19 protein-coding genes are annotated in these 20,545 nt (G+C 40.2%); 3 read left to right on the top strand and 16 right to left on the bottom strand.

What is annotated here, in order from left to right:
- Nucleotides 1-91 precede the first annotated feature (91 nt).
- The 12 genes from FPV17_RS08650 to gpr form a co-directional block, all read right to left on the bottom strand.
- The gene (locus FPV17_RS08650) at nt 92-856 is read right to left on the bottom strand and encodes a class I SAM-dependent methyltransferase (protein WP_035396351.1); all 765 of its coding nucleotides are present in this window, start codon (nt 854-856) and stop codon (nt 92-94) included.
- A gap of 220 nt (nt 857-1,076) precedes the next feature.
- Entirely contained in the window at nt 1,077-2,414 is a 1,338-nt protein-coding gene (gene mtaB, locus FPV17_RS08645; RefSeq protein ID WP_144558763.1) for a tRNA (N(6)-L-threonylcarbamoyladenosine(37)-C(2))-methylthiotransferase MtaB, read from the bottom strand.
- 10 nt (nt 2,415-2,424) lie between these two features.
- A complete protein-coding gene (locus FPV17_RS08640) occupies nt 2,425-3,171 on the bottom strand; it encodes a 16S rRNA (uracil(1498)-N(3))-methyltransferase (RefSeq protein WP_144558762.1) in 747 nt (248 codons plus the stop codon).
- Nucleotides 3,172-3,179: 8 nt separating this feature from the next.
- On the bottom strand, nt 3,180-4,124 hold the full coding sequence (prmA, locus tag FPV17_RS08635; protein ID WP_144558761.1) for a 50S ribosomal protein L11 methyltransferase: 945 nt from the start codon (nt 4,122-4,124) through the stop codon (nt 3,180-3,182).
- A gap of 71 nt (nt 4,125-4,195) precedes the next feature.
- Nucleotides 4,196-5,314: a molecular chaperone DnaJ gene (dnaJ, locus tag FPV17_RS08630; protein WP_144558760.1), complete on the bottom strand. Its 1,119-nt coding sequence runs from the start codon at nt 5,312-5,314 to the stop codon at nt 4,196-4,198.
- A 156-nt stretch (nt 5,315-5,470) separates the two neighbouring features.
- Nucleotides 5,471-7,306 (bottom strand): molecular chaperone DnaK, encoded by a 1,836-nt coding sequence (gene dnaK / locus FPV17_RS08625; protein WP_144558759.1) that lies wholly within the window; start codon nt 7,304-7,306, stop codon nt 5,471-5,473.
- A gap of 19 nt (nt 7,307-7,325) precedes the next feature.
- The gene (gene grpE, locus FPV17_RS08620) at nt 7,326-7,898 is read right to left on the bottom strand and encodes a nucleotide exchange factor GrpE (RefSeq protein ID WP_144558758.1); all 573 of its coding nucleotides are present in this window, start codon (nt 7,896-7,898) and stop codon (nt 7,326-7,328) included.
- A 153-nt stretch (nt 7,899-8,051) separates the two neighbouring features.
- Nucleotides 8,052-9,074, bottom strand: coding sequence for a heat-inducible transcriptional repressor HrcA (gene hrcA / locus FPV17_RS08615; protein ID WP_144558757.1), 1,023 nt, complete (start codon nt 9,072-9,074; stop codon nt 8,052-8,054).
- A gap of 100 nt (nt 9,075-9,174) precedes the next feature.
- Nucleotides 9,175-10,332: a radical SAM family heme chaperone HemW gene (gene hemW / locus FPV17_RS08610; RefSeq protein WP_144558756.1), complete on the bottom strand. Its 1,158-nt coding sequence runs from the start codon at nt 10,330-10,332 to the stop codon at nt 9,175-9,177.
- Between the two features lie 57 nt (nt 10,333-10,389).
- Nucleotides 10,390-12,213 (bottom strand): translation elongation factor 4, encoded by a 1,824-nt coding sequence (gene lepA / locus FPV17_RS08605; protein ID WP_144558755.1) that lies wholly within the window; start codon nt 12,211-12,213, stop codon nt 10,390-10,392.
- Between the two features lie 92 nt (nt 12,214-12,305).
- Nucleotides 12,306-12,656 carry a DUF3679 domain-containing protein gene (locus FPV17_RS08600; protein WP_144558754.1) on the bottom strand — a complete coding sequence of 117 codons (351 nt, stop codon included), beginning with the start codon at nt 12,654-12,656 and terminating at the stop codon, nt 12,306-12,308.
- Between the two features lie 165 nt (nt 12,657-12,821).
- On the bottom strand, nt 12,822-13,937 hold the full coding sequence (gpr, locus tag FPV17_RS08595; protein ID WP_144558753.1) for a GPR endopeptidase: 1,116 nt from the start codon (nt 13,935-13,937) through the stop codon (nt 12,822-12,824).
- A gap of 196 nt (nt 13,938-14,133) precedes the next feature.
- Here gpr and rpsT point away from each other — a divergent pair, with 196 nt between their 5' ends.
- Nucleotides 14,134-14,400 carry a 30S ribosomal protein S20 gene (gene rpsT / locus FPV17_RS08590; RefSeq protein ID WP_035396369.1) on the top strand — a complete coding sequence of 89 codons (267 nt, stop codon included), beginning with the start codon at nt 14,134-14,136 and terminating at the stop codon, nt 14,398-14,400.
- 56 nt (nt 14,401-14,456) lie between these two features.
- Here the strand turns inward: rpsT and holA are convergent, their stop codons facing one another.
- The gene (holA, locus tag FPV17_RS08585; protein WP_144558752.1) at nt 14,457-15,482 is read right to left on the bottom strand and encodes a DNA polymerase III subunit delta; all 1,026 of its coding nucleotides are present in this window, start codon (nt 15,480-15,482) and stop codon (nt 14,457-14,459) included.
- 288 nt (nt 15,483-15,770) lie between these two features.
- Between holA and FPV17_RS08580 the strand changes: the two genes are divergently transcribed.
- Nucleotides 15,771-15,905: a YqzM family protein gene (locus FPV17_RS08580; protein WP_035396374.1), complete on the top strand. Its 135-nt coding sequence runs from the start codon at nt 15,771-15,773 to the stop codon at nt 15,903-15,905.
- Nucleotides 15,906-16,000: 95 nt separating this feature from the next.
- On the opposite strand, the gene FPV17_RS08575 is transcribed toward FPV17_RS08580, so the two are convergent.
- The 3 genes from FPV17_RS08575 to FPV17_RS08565 form a co-directional block, all read right to left on the bottom strand.
- Nucleotides 16,001-18,331, bottom strand: a complete 2,331-nt coding sequence (locus tag FPV17_RS08575; RefSeq protein WP_144558751.1) for a DNA internalization-related competence protein ComEC/Rec2 — start codon at nt 18,329-18,331, stop codon at nt 16,001-16,003.
- Nucleotides 18,324-18,899, bottom strand: coding sequence for a ComE operon protein 2 (locus FPV17_RS08570; protein WP_035396383.1), 576 nt, complete (start codon nt 18,897-18,899; stop codon nt 18,324-18,326). The genes FPV17_RS08575 and FPV17_RS08570 overlap by 8 nt, the downstream gene beginning before the upstream one ends.
- Before the next feature lie 68 nt (nt 18,900-18,967).
- On the bottom strand, nt 18,968-19,591 hold the full coding sequence (locus FPV17_RS08565; protein ID WP_144558750.1) for a helix-hairpin-helix domain-containing protein: 624 nt from the start codon (nt 19,589-19,591) through the stop codon (nt 18,968-18,970).
- A 90-nt stretch (nt 19,592-19,681) separates the two neighbouring features.
- Here FPV17_RS08565 and comER point away from each other — a divergent pair, with 90 nt between their 5' ends.
- Entirely contained in the window at nt 19,682-20,506 is an 825-nt protein-coding gene (gene comER / locus FPV17_RS08560; protein ID WP_144558749.1) for a late competence protein ComER, read from the top strand.
- Nucleotides 20,507-20,545 lie beyond the last annotated feature (39 nt).

Raw genomic sequence — 20,545 nt, 5'->3', positions numbered from 1 at the left:
TTTCATCTGTTGTAATCTCTTGTTCATCATAACATGAAAAAGAGCGCAACACGAGTGGAAGACTGCTTCCCTTTCCTTATACCGTTGAAAGTTATCCTTTGATCGCTTCAAGCAAAATAGACTGACCCTTAAACGAATGCACACCTGCGTGGTCTTCTTTTATACAGAGTGCATCTTTAACACTAGCAGGTAACTGATTCATCCAACTAGAGAGTTCTTGCTTTTGAGTTGATGTAAACTGAACTCGATCCGTCCAATCTTGAAAAAGGAATGGTTTCTCAAACGTATGCATATGCTTGACCGTAAATCCCGCCTGCTCTACCATTGAAATCCATTGAGATTTCTTATAGGCTCTTACATGGCTACCATCGCGTTTCTTTTCTAGCTCATTGTAGGCGTTATCAACGACATCATCTTCAAATGCCACGTTATCAAGAAGAAAAAAACGCCCCTCTTTCGATAGTACACGATAGGTCTCATTTAGAAATTTCGTTACATTTATAAAGTGATGAGCCGCAATGCGATTAACCGCCAAATCAAATCGTTCGTCTTCAAAAGGTAAATTTTCCGCAGATGCCTCTACATATTGAACATGATTAATTCCAGCATCACTTAGGTGCTTTTTAGCAACTGCTAACATTTCTGGTGTTAAATCAACTGCAACGATGTCTTTTGCATACGCTGCCAATTTCTTCGCTACATGGCCACCACCAGTTGCAATATCAATTATAGATTGGTAATCACGCTCTTTCACTAATTGCTCCAATATGAATAAATCTTTTCCTTTTGCATGAAGGTTGCTTGTAACGTACGCTTCGGCATATGCCCCGAATTGTTCTTTTGAACTTTTTCCCATACCAATCAGTCCTCCTTTTTACTACATTTAGTATAAGCGAACTGCTTTGATATGGATAAGACCGTTTTCTTATCATCATCTATAAGGAGAGCGAATAGCATTAAGATCAAAAGGAAAGATGGTTCAATCCAATTAAATACCCTCCACTTGTACATAAAAAAGATGAACCCGTTTCGTTCTTTAGGGTTCATCTTTAAAACGATCATTCGTCTCTATTGGTTTAAACAAGTTGTTCGTGATCTTCTAGCACACGTACAAATTCGCCTTTATTAAAGGGATAACCTGCTTCAGTAAGCTTCACTCGCACAATTTTACCAATCATTGACTCATCACAAACAAGCTTTACTTTCAGGTAATTATCTGTATAACCGACAAACAGACCACTTTCAGGGTTTTCTTTATCCCGTTCCTCCGGTATAACTTCTAAGACTTCATTTTCAAACGAAGATGCATATTCTTTCGCTAATTGGTTTGATAGTTCAATTAAACGATGAACTCTTTCGTTTTTTAGTTCTTCCTCTACTTGATCTGTCATTCGAGCAGCTGGTGTCCCCGTTCTCATCGAATAAGGAAACACATGAAGTTCACTAAATTTATGCTCCGCAATGAAATCATAGGTTTCTTGAAATTCTTCTTCTGTTTCACCAGGAAAACCAACAATCACATCAGACGTAATCGCTAATCGGGGTAAAACCGCTTTTAATTTTGTGATGCGTTCTGCAAAAGCAGTCATTGTATATTTACGACGCATCCGCTTTAATACTGTATCAGAACCTGACTGAAGCGGAATATGCATGTGGCGCACAATTTTCGTTGATTTCCCAATAACAGCAATGACTTCATCTGTTAACTGACTCGCTTCTATTGAAGAAATGCGAATTCGCTTCAAGCCCTTAACCGTCTCTAAATCTTCTAGCAAACGGGCAAGACTATAATCTTTTAAATCTTCGCCGTATCCACCTGTATGGATCCCTGTTAAAACGATCTCTTTGTAGCCTGCTTCCACAAGCTGTGTCGCTTGACGTACAACTTCTTCTGGGTCACGAGAACGCATTAACCCTCTCGCCCACGGGATAATGCAGAATGTACAGAAGTTATTACAACCTTCTTGAATCTTTAAAGATGCTCTTGTACGATCTGTAAATGAAGGAACGTCTAACTCCTCATAAACCCTTGTTTTCATTATATTTCCTACACCGTTAATCGGCTGACGTTCTTTTTTATATTGTTCAATATAACCGAGCATCTTTGGACGATCTTGTGTCCCAACGACAACATCCACACCAGGAATCGCCATTATTTCAGCAGGAGAGGTCTGCGCATAACAGCCTGTGACACAAATAACAGCGTCTGGATTTTTTCGGATTGCACGACGGATGACTTGTCTACTCTTTTTATCCCCTGTATTGGTTACGGTACATGTATTAATCACGTACACGTCTGCTGTTTCTTCGTACTCTACTTTTTCATAGCCTTCTTGCTTAAACAGTTGCCAGATAGCCTCTGTTTCGTAATGATTCACTTTACAACCTAATGTATGAAACGCAACGGTTGACATGTCTTTCACCTCATAATTCTACTTGATAAGAGAGTGCGGCTAGCATATATAAACTCGCCGTTTCTGTTCTAAGAATTCTTGGACCTAAGCTGCATGGAATGGCTCCTGCTTCCGTTAACTGATCCACTTCTTGTCTTGCCATCCCGCCTTCTGGACCAACAATGATCAACACGCGCATACCAGGTGCTACTTTTTCTAGCTGCTCCTTTAACACGCCTTTTCGGCCTAGTTTTGCCTCATCTTCATCACAAACTAAACAAAGATCGTATGTATGTAAATCAGTTACTAACGATTGTCTGTTTAAAGGGCTGAAAATGGTAGGCACAGAGGAACGATGGGACTGTTCTGCCGCCTCTTTAGCGATTTTCTCAAATCGAACAAGTTTTTTTTGCATTTTTTTCTCATCCCATTTTACAATAGACCGTTCTGCAATAAAAGGAATGATTGCGTGAACACCTAATTCCGTGGCTTTTTGAATAATGAATTCAAATTTGTCCCCTTTTGGCAAGCCTTGGGCAAGCGTAACATTAACAGGTAAATCGGTTTGTTTCCTTTCTTCGTAAAGAATGTCTCCATCCACTTTATCCTCAGAAAGTGCTGTAATCGTCGCTACAACAGCTCGACCACTTTTATTTACACAAATAATGTCATCCCCCGCCACCATTCGCATCACTTTCCGAATATGAGCAGCATCTTCACCTGTTACCGTTACCTGCGTGTCGCTCATTTGTTCATTTGCGATAAAATAACGCTGCATACGCCACCTCACTCACTGACTTTTTTAGCGATAATTGCAACCCAGCCTTCTTGACGCTCAATGGAGTCAATTGCAAAGCCTGACGCTTCAATTGCATCTTTCACTAGTTGTTCTTTGCGTTCAATAATGCCTGAAGTAATAAAAGTACCACCCGGCTTTACAACTCGATAAGCATCATCTGTGAAGGTGACAATTACTTCTGCTAAAATATTCGCTACAACAATTTCAGCAGAATGTGGTTCAATATTTTTCAGTAAGTCATTTTGATTAATGTTAATCAGACTTTCCGCTTGGTTCAGTTTAAAGTTTTCCCTTGCACTCGTTACAGCAACGTCATCCAAATCATACGCATGTATCGTTTCTGCCCCTAATTTCCATGCAGCGAGAGCGAGCACGCCTGACCCAGTTCCAACGTCAATGACCGCATCACCTTTTTGTACAGTTTTCTCTAACGCTTGTAAAGAAAGTACCGTTGTTGGATGAGTTCCTGTACCAAAAGCCATACCTGGGTCCAGTTCAATAATAAGTTCATGATCTTTTTTATCATAGTCTTCCCAAGTAGGAACAATGACAATCTGATCCGTTACTTTAACAGGGTGATAGTATTTTTTCCATGCGTTTGCCCAATCATCATCGTTTACTTCTACATACCCTGTCGTTCCAGGTGCAATTGGAATATCAAATGCTACAAGGCCTTTAATTCGGTCTTCAACTTCCGCAATTGTACGTTTAAATGAATCATTCATCGGGAAATACGCTTTGATCATAACGCCTTCTGTTGGATAGTCATCTGGAGAAAGTTCATAAACTTCACCAAACTTGACGCTCCATTCGGTTACTAAATCTTTCGGATCTTCTATCGCAACCCCTGCCGCGCCTTCTTCGTGAAGGATGTTTGAAACGGGTTCTACCGCTTCTTGCGTCGTATGAACGCGAAATTCTGCCCATTTCATCAGTTTGTCCACCTTTTCGTTTTCACTCGTAAAAGAAGTGAAGAAAAGGATCCCTTCTCTTCACTACCTTCTTACTCGCCTTTAAATGCGCGGCGCAATTTATCAAAAAAACCGTCATTTTGCTCTTCCGGACGACCGCCACTCATACCTGCGAATTCTCTCATCAATTCTTTCTCATTTTCGTTTAATGTTTTTGGTGTGACAACACGTACCTGTACGTGCTGATCTCCTTGGCCACGACCGTGAACATTTGGTACACCCTTGCCTTTAAGCCTAAAGTTCGTTCCTGTTTGAGTGCCAGCTGGAATCTTCAGCTTAATTTTCCCCGTTAACGTTGGTACCTCAATTTCGTCGCCTAAGGCAACTTGTGGGAACGTTAGAGGAACTTCGCAATAAATATCTTCGCCTTCACGCTCAAAGAATTCATGTTCTTTCACTTGGAACACTACATACAAGTCCCCTGCAGGACCTCCATTTGTTCCAGCTTCCCCTTGACCAGAAACACGAAGCTGCTGTCCGTTATCAATACCAGCTGGTACTTTTACGTTGATTTTTTTACGCTTCCGAACCTTTCCTTTACCATGGCATGTGGTACATTTATCTTTAATCATCTTTCCGGTACCTTCACAATGGTTACAAACGCGGCGATTCACAACACGACCAAACGGTGTGTTTTGCTCAACATTTAGCTGGCCAGAACCTTTACAGTGTGAGCATGTTTCAGGCTTAGTTCCGGGCTTTGCCCCTGAGCCGTCACACGTTTCACAGTTCTCTTCCCGTGGAATTTCAATCTCTGTTTCTTTCCCAAAAACAGCTTCTTTGAATTCAAGTGTCATTGTGTATTGAAGATCATTCCCTTGTCTAGGGGCATTCGGATTTCTTCTTCCGCCACCTTGACCTCCGAAAAACATGTCAAAAATATCGCTAAAGCCACCAAAATCACCAGCTCCTGCCCCACCAAAACCTTGGTTTGGATCTGTATGACCGAACTGATCGTAGTGTGCTTTCTTTTGCGGATCACTTAATGTATCATACGCTTCTTTTACTTCTTTAAATTTCGCTTCTGCACCCTCTTCTTTATTCACATCAGGGTGGTATTGGCGAGCTAATTTTCGGTATGCTTTTTTCACTTCGTCTTCAGAAGCATTTTGGCTAACACCTAACACTTCATAAAAATCTCGTTTACTCACGGTTTTCCTCCCGACTACAAAGCATTCTCGCTGCTTTACCTATTCTCACATAACGTTCATCTTATCATCAGTCAAGTCTTTCGCGCAACTGGCATAAAAGACTTCTTAAAAAAAAGTCAAAGCCCTTGAAACTGACTTTGACTTTTCTCATGACACTTATTTCTTTTCGTCGTCTTTTACTTCTTCATATTCAGCATCGACAACATTATCATCTTGCTGGCCAGCGTTTTCGCCTTCAGCGCCTTGTTGTGCCTGTGCCGCTTGTGCTGCTTGCTCATACATTTTCGTAGTTAAAGCTGTTACAATTTCTTGGAGCTCGTCTTTAGCGGTTTTGATTTCTTCTTCATTATCACTTTCAAGTGCTGCTTTTAACTTATCTTTTGCAGCTTCCGCTTTTTCTTTTTCACCTTGATCCACATTATCGCCAAGGTCCGTTAATGTTTTTTCAGTTGAGAATACAAGCTGGTCTGCTTCATTACGAAGTTCGACTTGCTCGCGACGCTTCTTATCGGCTTCTGCATTTTCTTCTGCATCTTGAACCATTTTTTCGATGTCTTCATCTGATAGACCTGATGAAGATGTAATGGTAATGGATTGCTCCTTGTTGGTACCAAGATCTTTCGCCTTTACGTTTACGATACCGTTCGCATCAATATCAAAGCTTACTTCGATTTGTGGAACACCACGTGGAGCTGGCGGGATATCGTTTAACTGGAAACGACCAAGAGTTTTATTATCTGCTGCCATTTCACGTTCACCTTGAAGCACATGTATATCTACAGATGGCTGGTTATCAGCAGCTGTTGAGAATGTTTGCGATTTAGATGTAGGAATGGTTGTATTACGCTCGATTAATTTCGTAAATACACCACCCATTGTTTCAATACCGAGAGATAATGGTGTAACGTCAAGTAGAACTACGTCTTTTACATCACCTGTTAAAACACCTGCTTGGATCGCAGCACCGAGTGCAACCACTTCATCAGGATTTACTCCTTTGTGAGAGTCTTTACCTGTTAAACGTTTAATCGCTTCTTGTACAGCAGGAATACGAGTAGAGCCACCAACAAGAACAACTTTGTCAATTTCAGAAGCTGAAAGACCAGCATCAGAAAGGGCACGGCGGGTTGGTGCTAGAGTACGTTCTACAAGATCACTTGAAATCTCATCAAACTTCGCACGAGTTAAGTTCATTTCTAAATGCTTTGGACCAGTAGAGTCTGCTGTAATAAACGGTAACGAAATCTGAGTTTGTGTAACGCCAGAAAGATCTTTTTTCGCTTTTTCTGCCGCATCTTTTAAACGTTGCATAGCCATTTTATCTTGTGATAAGTCAATGCCGTTTTCTTTTTTGAATTCTGCTACAAGATGATCCATGATTACATCATCAAAATCATCTCCACCTAGCTTATTATCACCAGACGTTGCTTTAACTTCAAAGAAACCATCGCCTAGTTCAAGAATAGATACGTCAAATGTACCGCCACCAAGGTCGTAAACAAGAATCGTTTGATCTTCTTCTTTTTCTAAACCGTAAGCAAGCGCTGCGGCAGTTGGCTCATTGACAATACGATCTACTTCTAGACCAGCAATTTTACCAGCATCCTTTGTTGCTTGACGCTGAGAATCGTTGAAATAAGCTGGAACCGTAATAACAGCTTTTGTAACTTTTTCACCTAAGTATGCTTCTGCATCTGATTTAAGTTTTTGTAAAATAATCGCAGAAAGTTCTTGTGGAGAGTAGCTTTTACCTTCTACTTCCACTTTGTAATCTGTACCCATATGACGCTTAATGGAGATCACTGTGTTCGGATTTGTAATCGCTTGGCGTTTCGCCACTTCCCCTACTAGACGCTCCCCATCTTTAAAAGCAACAACAGATGGTGTTGTACGGTTACCTTCTGGATTCGGGATAACCGTTGCTTCTCCACCTTCCATTACTGCTACACATGAGTTTGTTGTACCTAAGTCAATTCCAATAATTTTACTCATAACTCTTTTCCTCCTAAGCCTATGAATTCACTTTAACCATTGAATGGCGAATGACACGATCTTTTAATTGATATCCTTTTTGTAGCTCAGCAACAATTTGATTACTTTCGTAACCCTCTTCTTCCACTTGCATCACTGCTTGGTGCACATGAGGATCAAATGTTTCTCCCTCTGTTGGAATGACCGTTACACCTTCATTTTGCAGCGCTTCTTCAATTTGACGGTATACCATTTCCATTCCTTGAAGAAGTTGTTTTGCTTCATCACTTTGCGGCTCTACAGCAAGGGCACGCTCAAAGTTATCAAGAGCTGGTAATAGACTCTCAATTAACGCTTGTGATTTATATTTAAGCTGAGCTTCACGCTCTTCTTTTGTTCTTCTTCTGAAGTTGTCATAATCAGCTTTCGTTCGAGCGAGTCGATCATTTGCTTCTTTTAATTCTACTTCAAGAGGATGAACAACTTCAGCTTCTTGTTCTTCTTGAACATCACTCTGTTCATCCATTTGTTCATCAGAATGATGTTCTTCTACTACTTCTTCAGTGCCATGTTCTTGCTTTTCTTCAGCTTCTTTTTTGTTTTGCTCTGGCATCTTGTTCACCTCCTGCTAAAATCAATACTCATGTACATCTCTTGCTACCCTTCGTCAGGATATCAAAAAATGTTCACAAGATGCAATCATTCTTGCTCTTGCGTTTTTATGTATGTTAAGTAGCAGCTTACACCACTACTTAGACATGTACGTTTAGTGATCCGTTAGTAGCTTTGACATGTTTTTCGATAATGAATCGACTACTTTTAACATTCGGCGATATTCCATGCGGGTTGGACCAATGACACCTAATGTGCCAACATGCTGCCCATTTATCGCAAAAGATGCCGTAACGATACTACATTCATCAAGTGCCTTTAGCTGATTTTCATTTCCAATTGAAACATTCAAACCATTCACATGTTGTGTTTTCAACCAGTCATAAAGCAATGTTTCTTCCTCAAGCGCTTTGTATACCATTCTCATCTTTTCAATATCTTGAAATTCTGGCTGCTCCATTAAATTTGACCGGCCCGAAAAGATCAGTTTTTCTGTAATAGCTGGCGAAAGTGTTGGTTCAAGCATACCTAATACTTGTTTATAGTTTCTTACATGCGCTTTAAATAAATGATTTAGTTCAAGGTGGATCTTCTGTTGCAACTGCGAGAATGCAACACCACGTAAACGTTCATTCAATAGATTGACTGTTCGCTCTAGATCTTCTGTCGTTACGTGTTCATCTAATTGCACAATATGGTTTTCAATATGGCCTGTTTCGCTAATTAAAATAACGATGGCTTTCATTCCTTCAAGCGGAACAATTTGGATCTTTTGCAGGCGCTCATTTAATAGCTCTGAACCTAAAACAATCGATACATAGCTCGTCATTTCTGAAAGGATTCGTGCCGACTCTTGAAACACTTCTTCAATCGCTTGTATTTTCGCTGAAGCAATCGTTGAAAGCCTCGATCGTTCAGCAACTGTTAATCGATGTGGGGAGAGTAAATGGTCTACATAGTAACGATAGCCCTTTTGAGAAGGAACTCGTCCGGCAGAACTATGCGGTTTATCAAGAAAACCAAGTTCTTCTAAGTCGGCCATTTCATTCCGTATCGTAGCTGAGCTGAATTGGACATCAGCACGCTTAGAGATGCTTCTAGAACCAACTGGCTCAGCGGAACGTACATAGTCGTCAACGATTGCATGTAAGATCAAGAGTTGTCTTTCAGTCAACATTCCTAGCACCTCCCTGTTAGCACTCTATGCTGTTGAGTGCTAATGCTATAGTTACACTATCAAAAGGCACCTCTTTTGTCAATTAAAAAACATGTTTTTACTATGAATAAACAGACTCATCTAGTGAAGCCACAAATAATTCAAATGCTTCATTTGCTAGCAGTAATCCTTCTTCTGTTAACGACAGGTAGTCGATTCCGTTTTCCAACAAGCCTCTTCGTGTGCCTATCGCTATTTCTTCTTTGAAAAGCGCATCTAGCTCATAGCCGTATTGATTATAAAATTGCTTTTTATGAATACCTTCTCTCTTTCTTAACCCTAAGAACACTGCTTCCTCCAACCATTCTGCTGTTGAAACATTATGCGTTCGATATTTAGCGTTGCCTTTCTCGTTTATTGCATCAATATATTTCTGGATTGGATTACTATTTTGATAGCGGATGCGATCTTCATAGCCTGAAGCTCCTGCCCCGAACCCTGCATACGAGCGGTTATTCCAATAAACTAAATTGTGTTTGCTTTCATAGCCAGGCTTACCAAAATTGCTTAATTCATACTGGTAGAGACCATGGGCTTTTGTCGTTTCTGTTAACAAATCATACATGGCAACATCATCTTCTTCTGGCGGCAAAGATAACGTGCCCTTCTTTTTACGATTGTAAAACACCGTTTGTTTCTCGACTTTTAACATATAAGCAGAAATATGCTCTACACCTAGATTAAGTGCTTTTTCAAGTGACTCTTTAAAATCTGCGACACTCTGATTTGGTAGCCCTAACATTAAATCAACAGAAAGATTCGTAAATCCACTTTTCCGTGCTTTTTGAATCGCCTCATTCACACCTTCCGGAGAATGAGTCCGTCCTATTTCCGTTAAAATCGGTTGTGAAAACGTTTGGACTCCTAAGCTTAATCGATTTACACCAAATCGTTTCATAACGTTCAGCCGATCTGTTGTGGCACTATCGGGATTGACTTCAACCGAAAATTCTATAAGTTCTTTCAAATTTAATAGCTGGTGCAAGGCCACAAATAACCGCTCTAATTGCACCGCCGTAAGAGCAGTAGGTGTGCCACCACCAATATAAATGGTTTTTACTGGTACTTGTTCTCTTGCTTGTTTCGATCTTTCCACTTCTTTAATGAGGGCATCCATGTATGCTTCTACTGGCTGATTCTCTAAAAACACTTTGTTAAAATCGCAGTAGTGACAAATATGCTCACAAAATGGAATGTGTATATAAATAGACTCGCTCAAGTACGTTCCTCCTAACAGGAAAAAAGCCCACTTTACGTAAGCCGGCTTTCTCCCTTTTTAATCCTCGTCCATTCGTAATACTGCCATAAACGCTTCTTGTGGGACTTCTACGTTTCCGACAGCCTTCATACGTTTCTTACCTTCTTTTTGCTTTTCTAAAAGCTTACGTTTACGAGAGATATCTCCACCGTAACATTTTGAAAGAACGTTCTTACGCATTGCTTTTATCGTCGAACGAGCAATTACTTTTGTGCCTATACTTGCTTGTACAGGAACTTCAAATTGCTGTCGCGGAATAAGTTTCTTCAATTTCTCTACGATGATCTTTCCACGTTCATAGGCAGAGTCTCTATGAACAATGACAGATAGCGCATCAACTTTTTCACCGTTTAACAAAATATCCATTTTCACAAGCTTGGATTCTCGATAACCAACAAGCTCGTAGTCAAATGACGCGTAGCCTTTTGTATTCGACTTAAGCTGATCGAAAAAGTCATAAACAATTTCTGAAAGCGGAATTTCATAAATAATTTGTACGCGTACTTCATCCAAGTATTGCATGTCCATAAACACACCACGCTTGCCCTGACAGAGTTCCATTACAGCGCCAACATAATCATTTGGTACCATAATTGTTGCTTTTACGTAAGGCTCTTCAACGTGATCAACCTTTTGCGCATCAGGCATGTTAGCTGGATTATCAATCTTCACTGTCTCCTGATCCGTTAACGTTACATTATAAATAACAGAAGGAGCTGTTGTAATTAGAGAAATGCCAAATTCTCGTTCAATTCTTTCTTGTATAATCTCCATATGCAGCAAGCCAAGGAATCCACAACGGAAGCCAAAGCCTAACGCTTGAGATGTTTCTGCCTCATATTGCAATGAAGAATCGTTTAGTTCCAAACGTTCCAGCGCTTCACGAAGATCATTATATTCTCCCGTATCAATTGGGTATAGGCCACAGTATACCATCGGATTCATTCTGCGATAACCTGGTAATGGGTCGTCTGCTGGTGTATCAGCACTTGTAATCGTATCCCCCACACGGGAATCTCCTACATTTTTTATAGCCGCTGTTAAAAACCCTACATCTCCTACAGACAATTCGTCGCATTTAATCGCTTTCGGCGTAAACACACCTACTTCGTTCACTTCAAACTCTTTACCTGTTTGCATCATGCGAATTTTTTGTCCTGGTTTAACCGTACCTTCCACAATTCGAATGTAGGCAATCACACCACGATACGGATCATAGAGAGAATCAAAAATAAGGGCTTTTAACGGAGCACTTGGATCTCCAGTTGGTGCTGGTACCTTTTCAACAACTTGCTCCAGAATTTCTTCTATACCGATCCCGTTTTTTGCAGATGCGAGTACGGCATCCGAAGCATCTAGCCCAATGACATCTTCAACTTCTTGCTTAACACGTTCAGGCTCAGCGCTTGGCAAATCGATTTTATTTATAACAGGAAGAATTTCTAAATCATTGTCTAACGCTAAGTACACATTAGCCAACGTTTGAGCTTCAATTCCTTGTGCGCTATCAACAATTAATAGAGCACCTTCACAAGCAGCTAAGCTTCGTGAAACTTCATATGTAAAATCGACATGTCCTGGTGTATCAATTAAGTGAAAAATGTACTCTTCGCCATCTTTCGCTTTATATTTAAGCTGAACCGCATTTAGTTTAATTGTAATGCCACGTTCTCTTTCAAGGTCCATTGCATCAAGCGTCTGGTCTTTCATTTCTCGGTCAGTTAATGCGCCGGTTCGTTCCAATATCCGATCAGCCAGCGTTGATTTACCGTGGTCAATATGAGCGATAATCGAGAAATTACGAATTCTGGATTGGCGCTCTCGTTTTTGATCCTTTTTCATTCGTTTGCCTTCACCCCTAAAAAACCTACATTTACACTATCCCTTATTATAACAAGGTTAAGGCACACCAGCAATAAAAGCTTTTGATCAACCTACCTGTCGTCTTTATTTACGCTGCCTTGTACGATAGAAACCACTTTCTCCAAGCCTGACCGAGTTGCCCCTTCTGTTTGATCGGCTAACGCCGAGCCTAAATCAGAAAATAAATTAGATAATCCTTTTTCTTCTCGATCCGTAGTCAAAGGTTTCTTTTCCACGACTTCTTCTTGAGCCGAATCCGTTTGCAGCTGCGGTTTATCTTCTTCCTTTTTTGCTGTAAATTCTATGTTTAATGGCTTCGGTTCATTTAACCCAGCATGCTCACTCATTAACTGCACACCCATCATTAAGCCAAATAAAATACTAAAAAATAATAAGAAAAATCGACGTTTCGCAGTTTTCATATCGTCCACCCTCTCTAGCTCGATTCAAACAGCCTGTCCATTTGTATACTGTATGCAAGGAGAAGAGAAACAGAACAAAAACTATTATAATCGACCCATTTCCCATAAAAAAGGAACTGCTCTCATAAGGTCTCTAACAACCGCCGAGAAAGCTCCTCTCACGCTTTATTTTGTATACGCTCCGACATTTCCTTGGTTTACTTTTCCATGTAAGGCAGCGTTTAATCCACCAGCAATCACGTGGGCCATATCTTCTATAAAAACGTCTATTTCTTTTGGTGTGACCATTAAATTATGTCCGAGAGGGGCGAGAACTTCTTGAATAAGACTACGCTTCTCTTCCATTTCTAATCCTCCCACCATACCTAAAATGGCTTTTCGACCTGCTTCATCTGGTAAGTCTTTATCTGTTAGCGTTCGTTTTTCTCCAAATGTCATGCCAGCAGGCGCTAATCGTCTTGACGGCTTATCTCCTTCACGCATTTCTTTGCCCATATGCTTAAGAACGAAATCAATGGCATCAGAAGTAATCGTTACTGCGTCGACTACAGTCGGAATCCCGATGGCAATAACCGGAATCCCCAGTGTTTCTTGATTCATTGCTTTTCGATTATTTCCCACTCCGCTACCTGGGTGAATACCTGTATCCGCTATTTGAATAGTCGTGTTGACTCTTTCTATGGAACGTGAAGCGAGCGCATCAATAACAATTAAAAAATCTGGTTTTGTTTTTTCAATGACACCAAATACAACATCGCTCGTTTCGATTCCGGTCACACCCATAACTCCAGGTGTAATGGCACTAACTGAGCGATACCCGTCTTGAACTTCTTCTGGTGCAAGTTTAAATAAATGCTTTGTGACTAAAATCTCTTCTACAGCAAGCGGCCCTAGTGCATCAGGTGTCACATTCCAATTTCCCAGCCCAACAATTAGACATGTAGCGTCTTCATTAATAGAGGAGCGTTTAAGGAAAGCAGAGAACTCGTTTGCGAACACTCGTTCAAGATCAGCCTGAAGCTCGGTATCTTTTTGCCTAATTCCTTGGGCTTCAAACGTTAAGTAATTACCAGCTTGTTTCCCTAATCGTTCTGCACCTTTGACCCCAATTTTCACTTTTGTTACTTTTACATTCTCTATTGTTTCTTCCACTACTAGCACATCATCCACTTTAGTTGGGTCTTTCACGTTTTGATTTACTTGTTCCTCTACCACCATCTCGTGTGCCTCAAGTGCAAGATCGGTACGAATTGCATATGGTTCCATGTTTAAATTTCCCATTTTTATCGCTTCTCCTTCGTCAATGTCATGCCTTTAATATGACCGAGTCAAAAAGAAAACATTCAGAAGATAGAAGACTTCAACACTTTGTATTGCATTCGTGCAGTATGTTTGATAAAATGCAGAGTGTTGTACTGCTGAAACAGTGATCTAGAGAGGCCTTCGCATAGGCCATTTTATGACGGAGGTGAAATAAATGCCAAACATTAAATCTGCTATTAAACGTGTTAAAACAAACGATAAACGCCGCGTGCAAAACGCAGCGCAAAAATCTGCTTTACGTTCTGCAGTTAAGAACTTTGAAACTGCTGCATCTAACGGTAACGCAGACGAAGCAAAAACTGCTTTTGCTGAAGCAACGAAGAAGATTGATAAAGCTGCAACAAAAGGACTTATCCATAAAAACGCTGCAGCGCGTCAAAAATCTCGTCTTGCTAAAAAATTAAACAGCCTGTCTGCATAAGACATTTTGTTTATAAAACATAAAAAACGATTCACCAAATGGTGAATCGTTTTTTATTATGGTCGCATGCTTATTGTAATAAGAAGCAGCTCTACTGCCCGTTCTTTTACATCTCTACCTGTCTTAATAGCGTAATCCGTGTCTGCACACGCAATTAACGCACGACGTAAATGAGGTTTTGAATAGCGCTTTGTTTGCTGAAGAGCCAGTTGTACGACATATGGGTGCAGCTTTAGTTGACTGGCAATTTCCTTTTGTCCGTAGCCTTTTTCTTGTCTTATCTTTACGTAGAGCAAATTTCTGAATTGTCTTGTTAACAATGCAAGAATCGCTAACGGCTCTTCTTTTTGTCGCAATAATTTATGATAGACAAGCAACGCACGCTCGGTTTTACCTAAAGCAACACTCTCCACAACGGAAAAGATGCTTTCATCTACCGTCTCTGCGACTAGTTCTTTCACATCCTGCTCCATTATCTGTCTTTTTTCTGTTGTATAGAGCATACATTTTTCCAATTCCTTCTCAAGTAACATTAAATTGGAACCAACTCTTGAAAATAAAAGTTGTGATGCCCGCTGATCAATATGAAACCCATGTTCATGAAGAGAATTTGTAATCCACTGCTTTACTTGCTCTTCGTTCAACGGGTTACACTCTACTATTGTGGTTTCCTTTTTTAATCGTTTTGTTAGCTTTTTTCGTTCATCAATTTTTTCATATGGGGCAATAATAATAAGGACCGTTGAGTCAGCTGGTGTTGTCAAATAGTCTTCTAACGCTTGTACATCATGCTCAACTTTTGCCTTTACTTTCTGGCTTGATACTAAATAAAAATCGTGCACAACAACGAGTTTCCGATTTGAGAAAAATGGTATTGTCGCTGCCTCTTCCACAACATGTTGGATAGGTGTGTCCATTAGCTGAAAGCGGATATCGTTCATTGTCTCATCGTCTTCAGTAAACAATAACTGATGAACTTTATCGACAAACTCATTTATTAAGAACGTTTCTACGCCGTAAAGAAAATAAACCTTTTGTAACGTATCACGTTTCAATTGTTTTATTGTTGCTAAAATGGTCATATGTATAACTCCAATCTCATGCTCATCCATTCTAGTTTAGACACTTTCTAACAAATGAGCAAGGGAGAGATATTCTCTCCCCCTATCTATAATGAACGCTTTTAACGAAGACCCTAGGACTTCCCGTTAAAAGCGGGCCACCTTCATTTCTTACTCTCACCTTATGCAATCAATGGTTGTTCGGTGCTAATATCCGATTTATTTCGTAAAACGTCGTGTTCACCACGATCGAATCTTTTCATTTACACTGAAATCACGTATACTTACTTCGTAGAGGAGGTGCAAGAAATGAATAAATTTGAAAAAGACGTACAAGACAAAGCAAACGACATTGTCCCTTCTGTTGTTGGTTTTGTTGCCTCTTTTGGATTTTTTGCATTAATTTTTGTCATCGCTAATATTGTGGATGTAGCAACACACTAATTGCCAACAGAAAAAACAGTTCCTTTTAGTTGACTAAAAAGAAAACGTTTCCGCATGAATGGGGTTTAGTCGAACCTTCGTACATAGAAACCTACTTAGTCTATTGATTCAGGAACTGTTTTTTCATTTACTTGATACACACTTTTACGAATGTTGATACCGTCGCTCCCTATCGAAAGTTCTACTGTTCCATCGACATTCGTTTGATAGACCTGAATATCTCGTGCTTGTAGGCGCTTTAGTACATCTGGATGTGGATGACCAAATCGATTGTTCACGCCTGCTGATACGAGCGCTATCTTAGGCCTGAGTTGATCAAGCAACGGCTCTTGGGTTGATGTTCGACTCCCATGATGCCCAACTTTTAATAAGTCTACTTCTAAATTAGGGAAGCTATTAAGTAAATGCATCTCCCCCTCTTCTTCTAAATCGCCGGTTAGTAAAATAGATTTTCCGTGAAATGAACCATAAAGCACAATGGATTGATCGTTTCCGCTCCATTTTCTATCATTCGTTGGATGAAGAACATAGAATTGAGTGGAAATCGTGTCCCCTACTTGAACGAGAACCATTTTTTCGTCTTCTACTTGTTGGAATAATTCGATTTCGATTTCTTTTTCTAGCTCTCCTTCTGGATAATAGACATTTTCGACATGCACATTCTCTAAAACCGCTTTTGCCCCTCCGATATGATCAAAATCACCATGAGTTAAAATGAGCCCGGTTATTGTTTTGATCCCTTTTGCCTTTAAATAAGGCACAACAATGTCTTTTCCTGTGTCAAACGTTTTTTTCTTTTCTTCCCAGTCCTCTGTTGCAAACGACATAACCCCACCAGTATCAACAAGGTAGACTTCTTTCCGATTTGGGGTTTCAATGAGAAAGCTATCTCCTTGTCCTACGTCAAGCATTGTAATAACTGCATCTCCATTTAATTTCGGCAACTGTGATGGAATCGCTAGAGTAACACAAAATAAACCGATCACAACCCACGTCCAGCGAGAACGCTTTTCCCACAGGAGGCCAATGACAACTAGACAGCCATATAACAACAGCATCAGAACAATTGATGGCCTGCCCATCACCCACATATACACATGATTACCTAGTTCAACGATCCATTTATGTATCCAAACCAATAAGGTTTCTGATGCCACCACAAACGAATCTAAGGGTATGAAGCGGAGCTCACTCAGGAAAACGAGAAAAAAACTGTAAGGTAACAAAACAAGAGAAACAAACGGAATGTAGACAAGGTTGATTAGTAAACTAAGCGGGGACCACTGAAAGAAATGATACGCAATTAAAGGTAAACCAACTAATTGAGCAATTGTCGTTACACAAAAAAGCCGTTTTCCATAAGAGTGATATCGATTCATAATGGGTTTTTGCATTAAAATCAGTGTAAAAGAAACGAGGAAAGACAGCTGGAAGCCTAATTGAAATAGCGCATACGGTTGAATGAGTAAATAAAGAAGAAAGATTGATGAAAAGCCATAAAAAGGGTGAATGGGAACACGAAGAAGTACGAGAAAAAAGTAAATCATCGTCATAATGGCTGCTCGGATTACAGGCGGTGATGCACCAGTAAGAATGATGAAAACAGGAAGAAACATAAGAAGACTAATGAGAACAATTTCTCTCGGAATACCGATTCGTATCATAAGATAGAAGCTCGTCCCTGTCAATATGCCAACATGTAGGCCAGATATAGCTAGTAAATGAATAACACCAAGCTTTGAATAAGCCTCCATAACATCAGGTTCTATATAGCGGCGCTCCCCAAATGTTAAAGCAAGCACAATACCACTTAATGACGGCGGTAGCTGCTCTTGTAGCCGGTGCGTTGCGTTATGTCTGTACTCTTGCAATTTAGTAACGAAAGGCTGTGATTCTAGCGGTTTGCATGTAATCGTGGCCAGCTGCGTCACGCGGTAGAGCATGTGTATATGCTGATAATATAAATACTGACGATAGTCAAATCCAAAACGGTTTCTTGCATTTGGCGGTTGCGTTAAATCCCCTTTTGCTTGGCAGATGCTCCCTATACTCATATCTGGAGGGTAGAGCTCAACCTCCTCTTTAGCGTAGCCTAACAGTAACAAGGTTTCCCCGTCGATTGTTTCAATTGTCGTCGTTAACTGATTCCCGTTTACATATGGAGCATCGTTAATGTAAAAAGTGAGAGATGTTTGTCCTGGTTCGAGAGAGGAAGTATTTCGACCATCAATAAAGGAAGTAGAGAAAAAGTACAAGCTAAAAGGTAGAAGAAAAAAGAGAGGAGCTGTTCTTTCCCCTTTACTAAACGAAAAGGAAGAAAGAACAAGAGCCATTACTAAAAAGATCCATGCGAGAGTTTGTTCTTTTTGAACAACAAATAAAATAGCGGAGATGGCGGATAAAAAAGAAATAAACGCTTTATTCACTTACTTTTGAGAAATACAATGTTTTGGTCTTCGTGACAAGTTCTTCTAATCGTTCGCTTGACACCCCGAGCTCTTCTACTTCTTGTAACAGTTCTGTCGTTAGCGAGAGCTTATCGTGAAACAGTGTGTCAAATACAGTTGGATCTAGCTCTACTTCTATACACTCAATTCCCGCTTCCGCAAACAACTGCTCTGCATACGGCTGGTTTTTGTAGTCATTCGCATAGTGCACCTTGGAGATACCTGCTTGTATCAACGACTTTGCACAATGCACACACGGAAAATGGGTAATATAAATTTCCGCACCTTTTGTCGGCACGCCAAACTTGGCACATTGTAATAACGCATTTACTTCTGCGTGAACGGTTCTGATGCAATGTCCATCAACAACATAACACCCTTGATCTAAGCAGTGATCAGATCCTGTTACAGAGCCATTATAGCCACCTGCAATAATACGCTTTTCTCTAACAATTGTCGCGCCTACTTTTAGTCTCGGGCACGTACTTCGTAACGAAAGCAGTTGACTTTGTGACATAAAATATAAATCCCACGAAATTCGTTCCATGTTTGTACTCCTTTTCTCTTGCATATATAAGAGTGTAAAATGAATAATGGAAAGCGTCAAATAGTGGATTATTTGACAGTAATAAAGTCTTTTAAAGAATCAAATGATTTTTCACCTATTCCACTAACATTCTTCAAATCATCAATCGTTTGATAAGGACCTTGTTCTTCTCGATGTTGTACGATTGTCGCAGCTTTTGCTGGTCCAATACCTGTCAGCGTCTGAAGCTCTTCAATCGTTGCTGTATTTAAATTAATTTTTCCAGACTCCCCCTCCCCTGCTTCTCTCCAGAATTGTTCCATTTCAACGGGTGTCTCTCCGATTTTTGGTACATAAATCACTTGTTCATCTACGAGTTTAAGAGCTAAGTTCACATGCATGTCTTCAGCATCCTCTGTAAAGCCTCCAGCTCTTTTTATGGCGTCGTCAATTCGATCCCCTTCAGTATACGTATAGATTCCAGGTTGCCTTACCGCACCTTTCACATCAATCATTAACGTAAGCGGCACGTCATCTGTTGAATCTTCCTCTTGCTCCATCGTTAAAAAGGAAGGCGTCTTTGCAAAAGGATCCTCCTCGTTATTATTTGTCACACCTCTGTTGAGCAGAAGGAAAATAAAAATGATCGCCATTCCCATCATTAAAGCAACAACTAAATAGTGATGTTTTACATAGTGGAGTAGTCGCTTCACCTTTTAGCCTCCTATACGAATTTGTATGAATGTTAACCAAGCATCGGCGCATACCATGAGTAAAGCTACGTCTTGAGGGAGGTAATTAGGATGAAGATTGGCTTTATCGGAACAGGGAGTATGGGCAGTATGCTAATTGATACGTTACTTGAAGCGAAGACAATAAAAGAAGAAGACATTGTCATTATTAACCGTACAATTGAAAAAGCGATCAAGCTAAAAGAAATCTACCCGGCTATTCATATCGCTTCCGATATTGAAGAGTTAACACGACAGTGTAGATGGATTTTCATTTGTGTAAAGCCAAAGGACATTCCCAGCTTCACACCGACAGTTATCCCATATTTATCAATGGAACACGTAATGATCTCTATAACGAGTCCAGTATCAATCCACCATTTAGAAGAGCTTTTTCCTTGTAAAGTAGCTCGTATTATTCCGAGTATTTTAAACCGAGCACAGTCTGGTTCTACCCTTGTTAGTTTTAGCTCTCGTTGCACAAGCACTGATGAAGAAGCGATCATTTCTTTTGTCTCATCCATATCGCGTCCTTTATTTATTGACGAGAATGTTACTCGAGTCTCTTCTGACATTGTAAGTTGTGGGCCTGCATTTTTTGCATTTATGGCGCAACGATTTATTGAAGGGGCTGTATCAGAGACGCCATTAGGCGAAAAAGAAGCAACAGAATTAACGACATCCATGTTAATTGGCTTAGGGAAGTTGTTACAAGAAGGGTATTACACACTTCCTACGTTACAAGAAAGAGTCTGTGTTCCAGGAGGTATTACAGGAGTGGGCATTGCTCATTTAGATCAATTGTTAGGAGAGGGGTTTGGCTCATTGTTTCGTTTAACCGAAGAGAAATATGCAACGGAAAAGAAAAAACTAGCGCAGGAATTTCAGTTAAAATAAGTTAGGGTCTCCTAACTTATTTTAACCTTTTCGCTAGTA

The organism is Shouchella miscanthi, from assembly GCF_007725405.1.
GTDB classification, from domain to species: domain Bacteria; phylum Bacillota; class Bacilli; order Bacillales; family Bacillaceae_D; genus Shouchella; species Shouchella hunanensis.
Note: the sequence above shows the minus strand (reverse complement) of the source record. Positions and strands in the feature narration are given on the sequence as shown.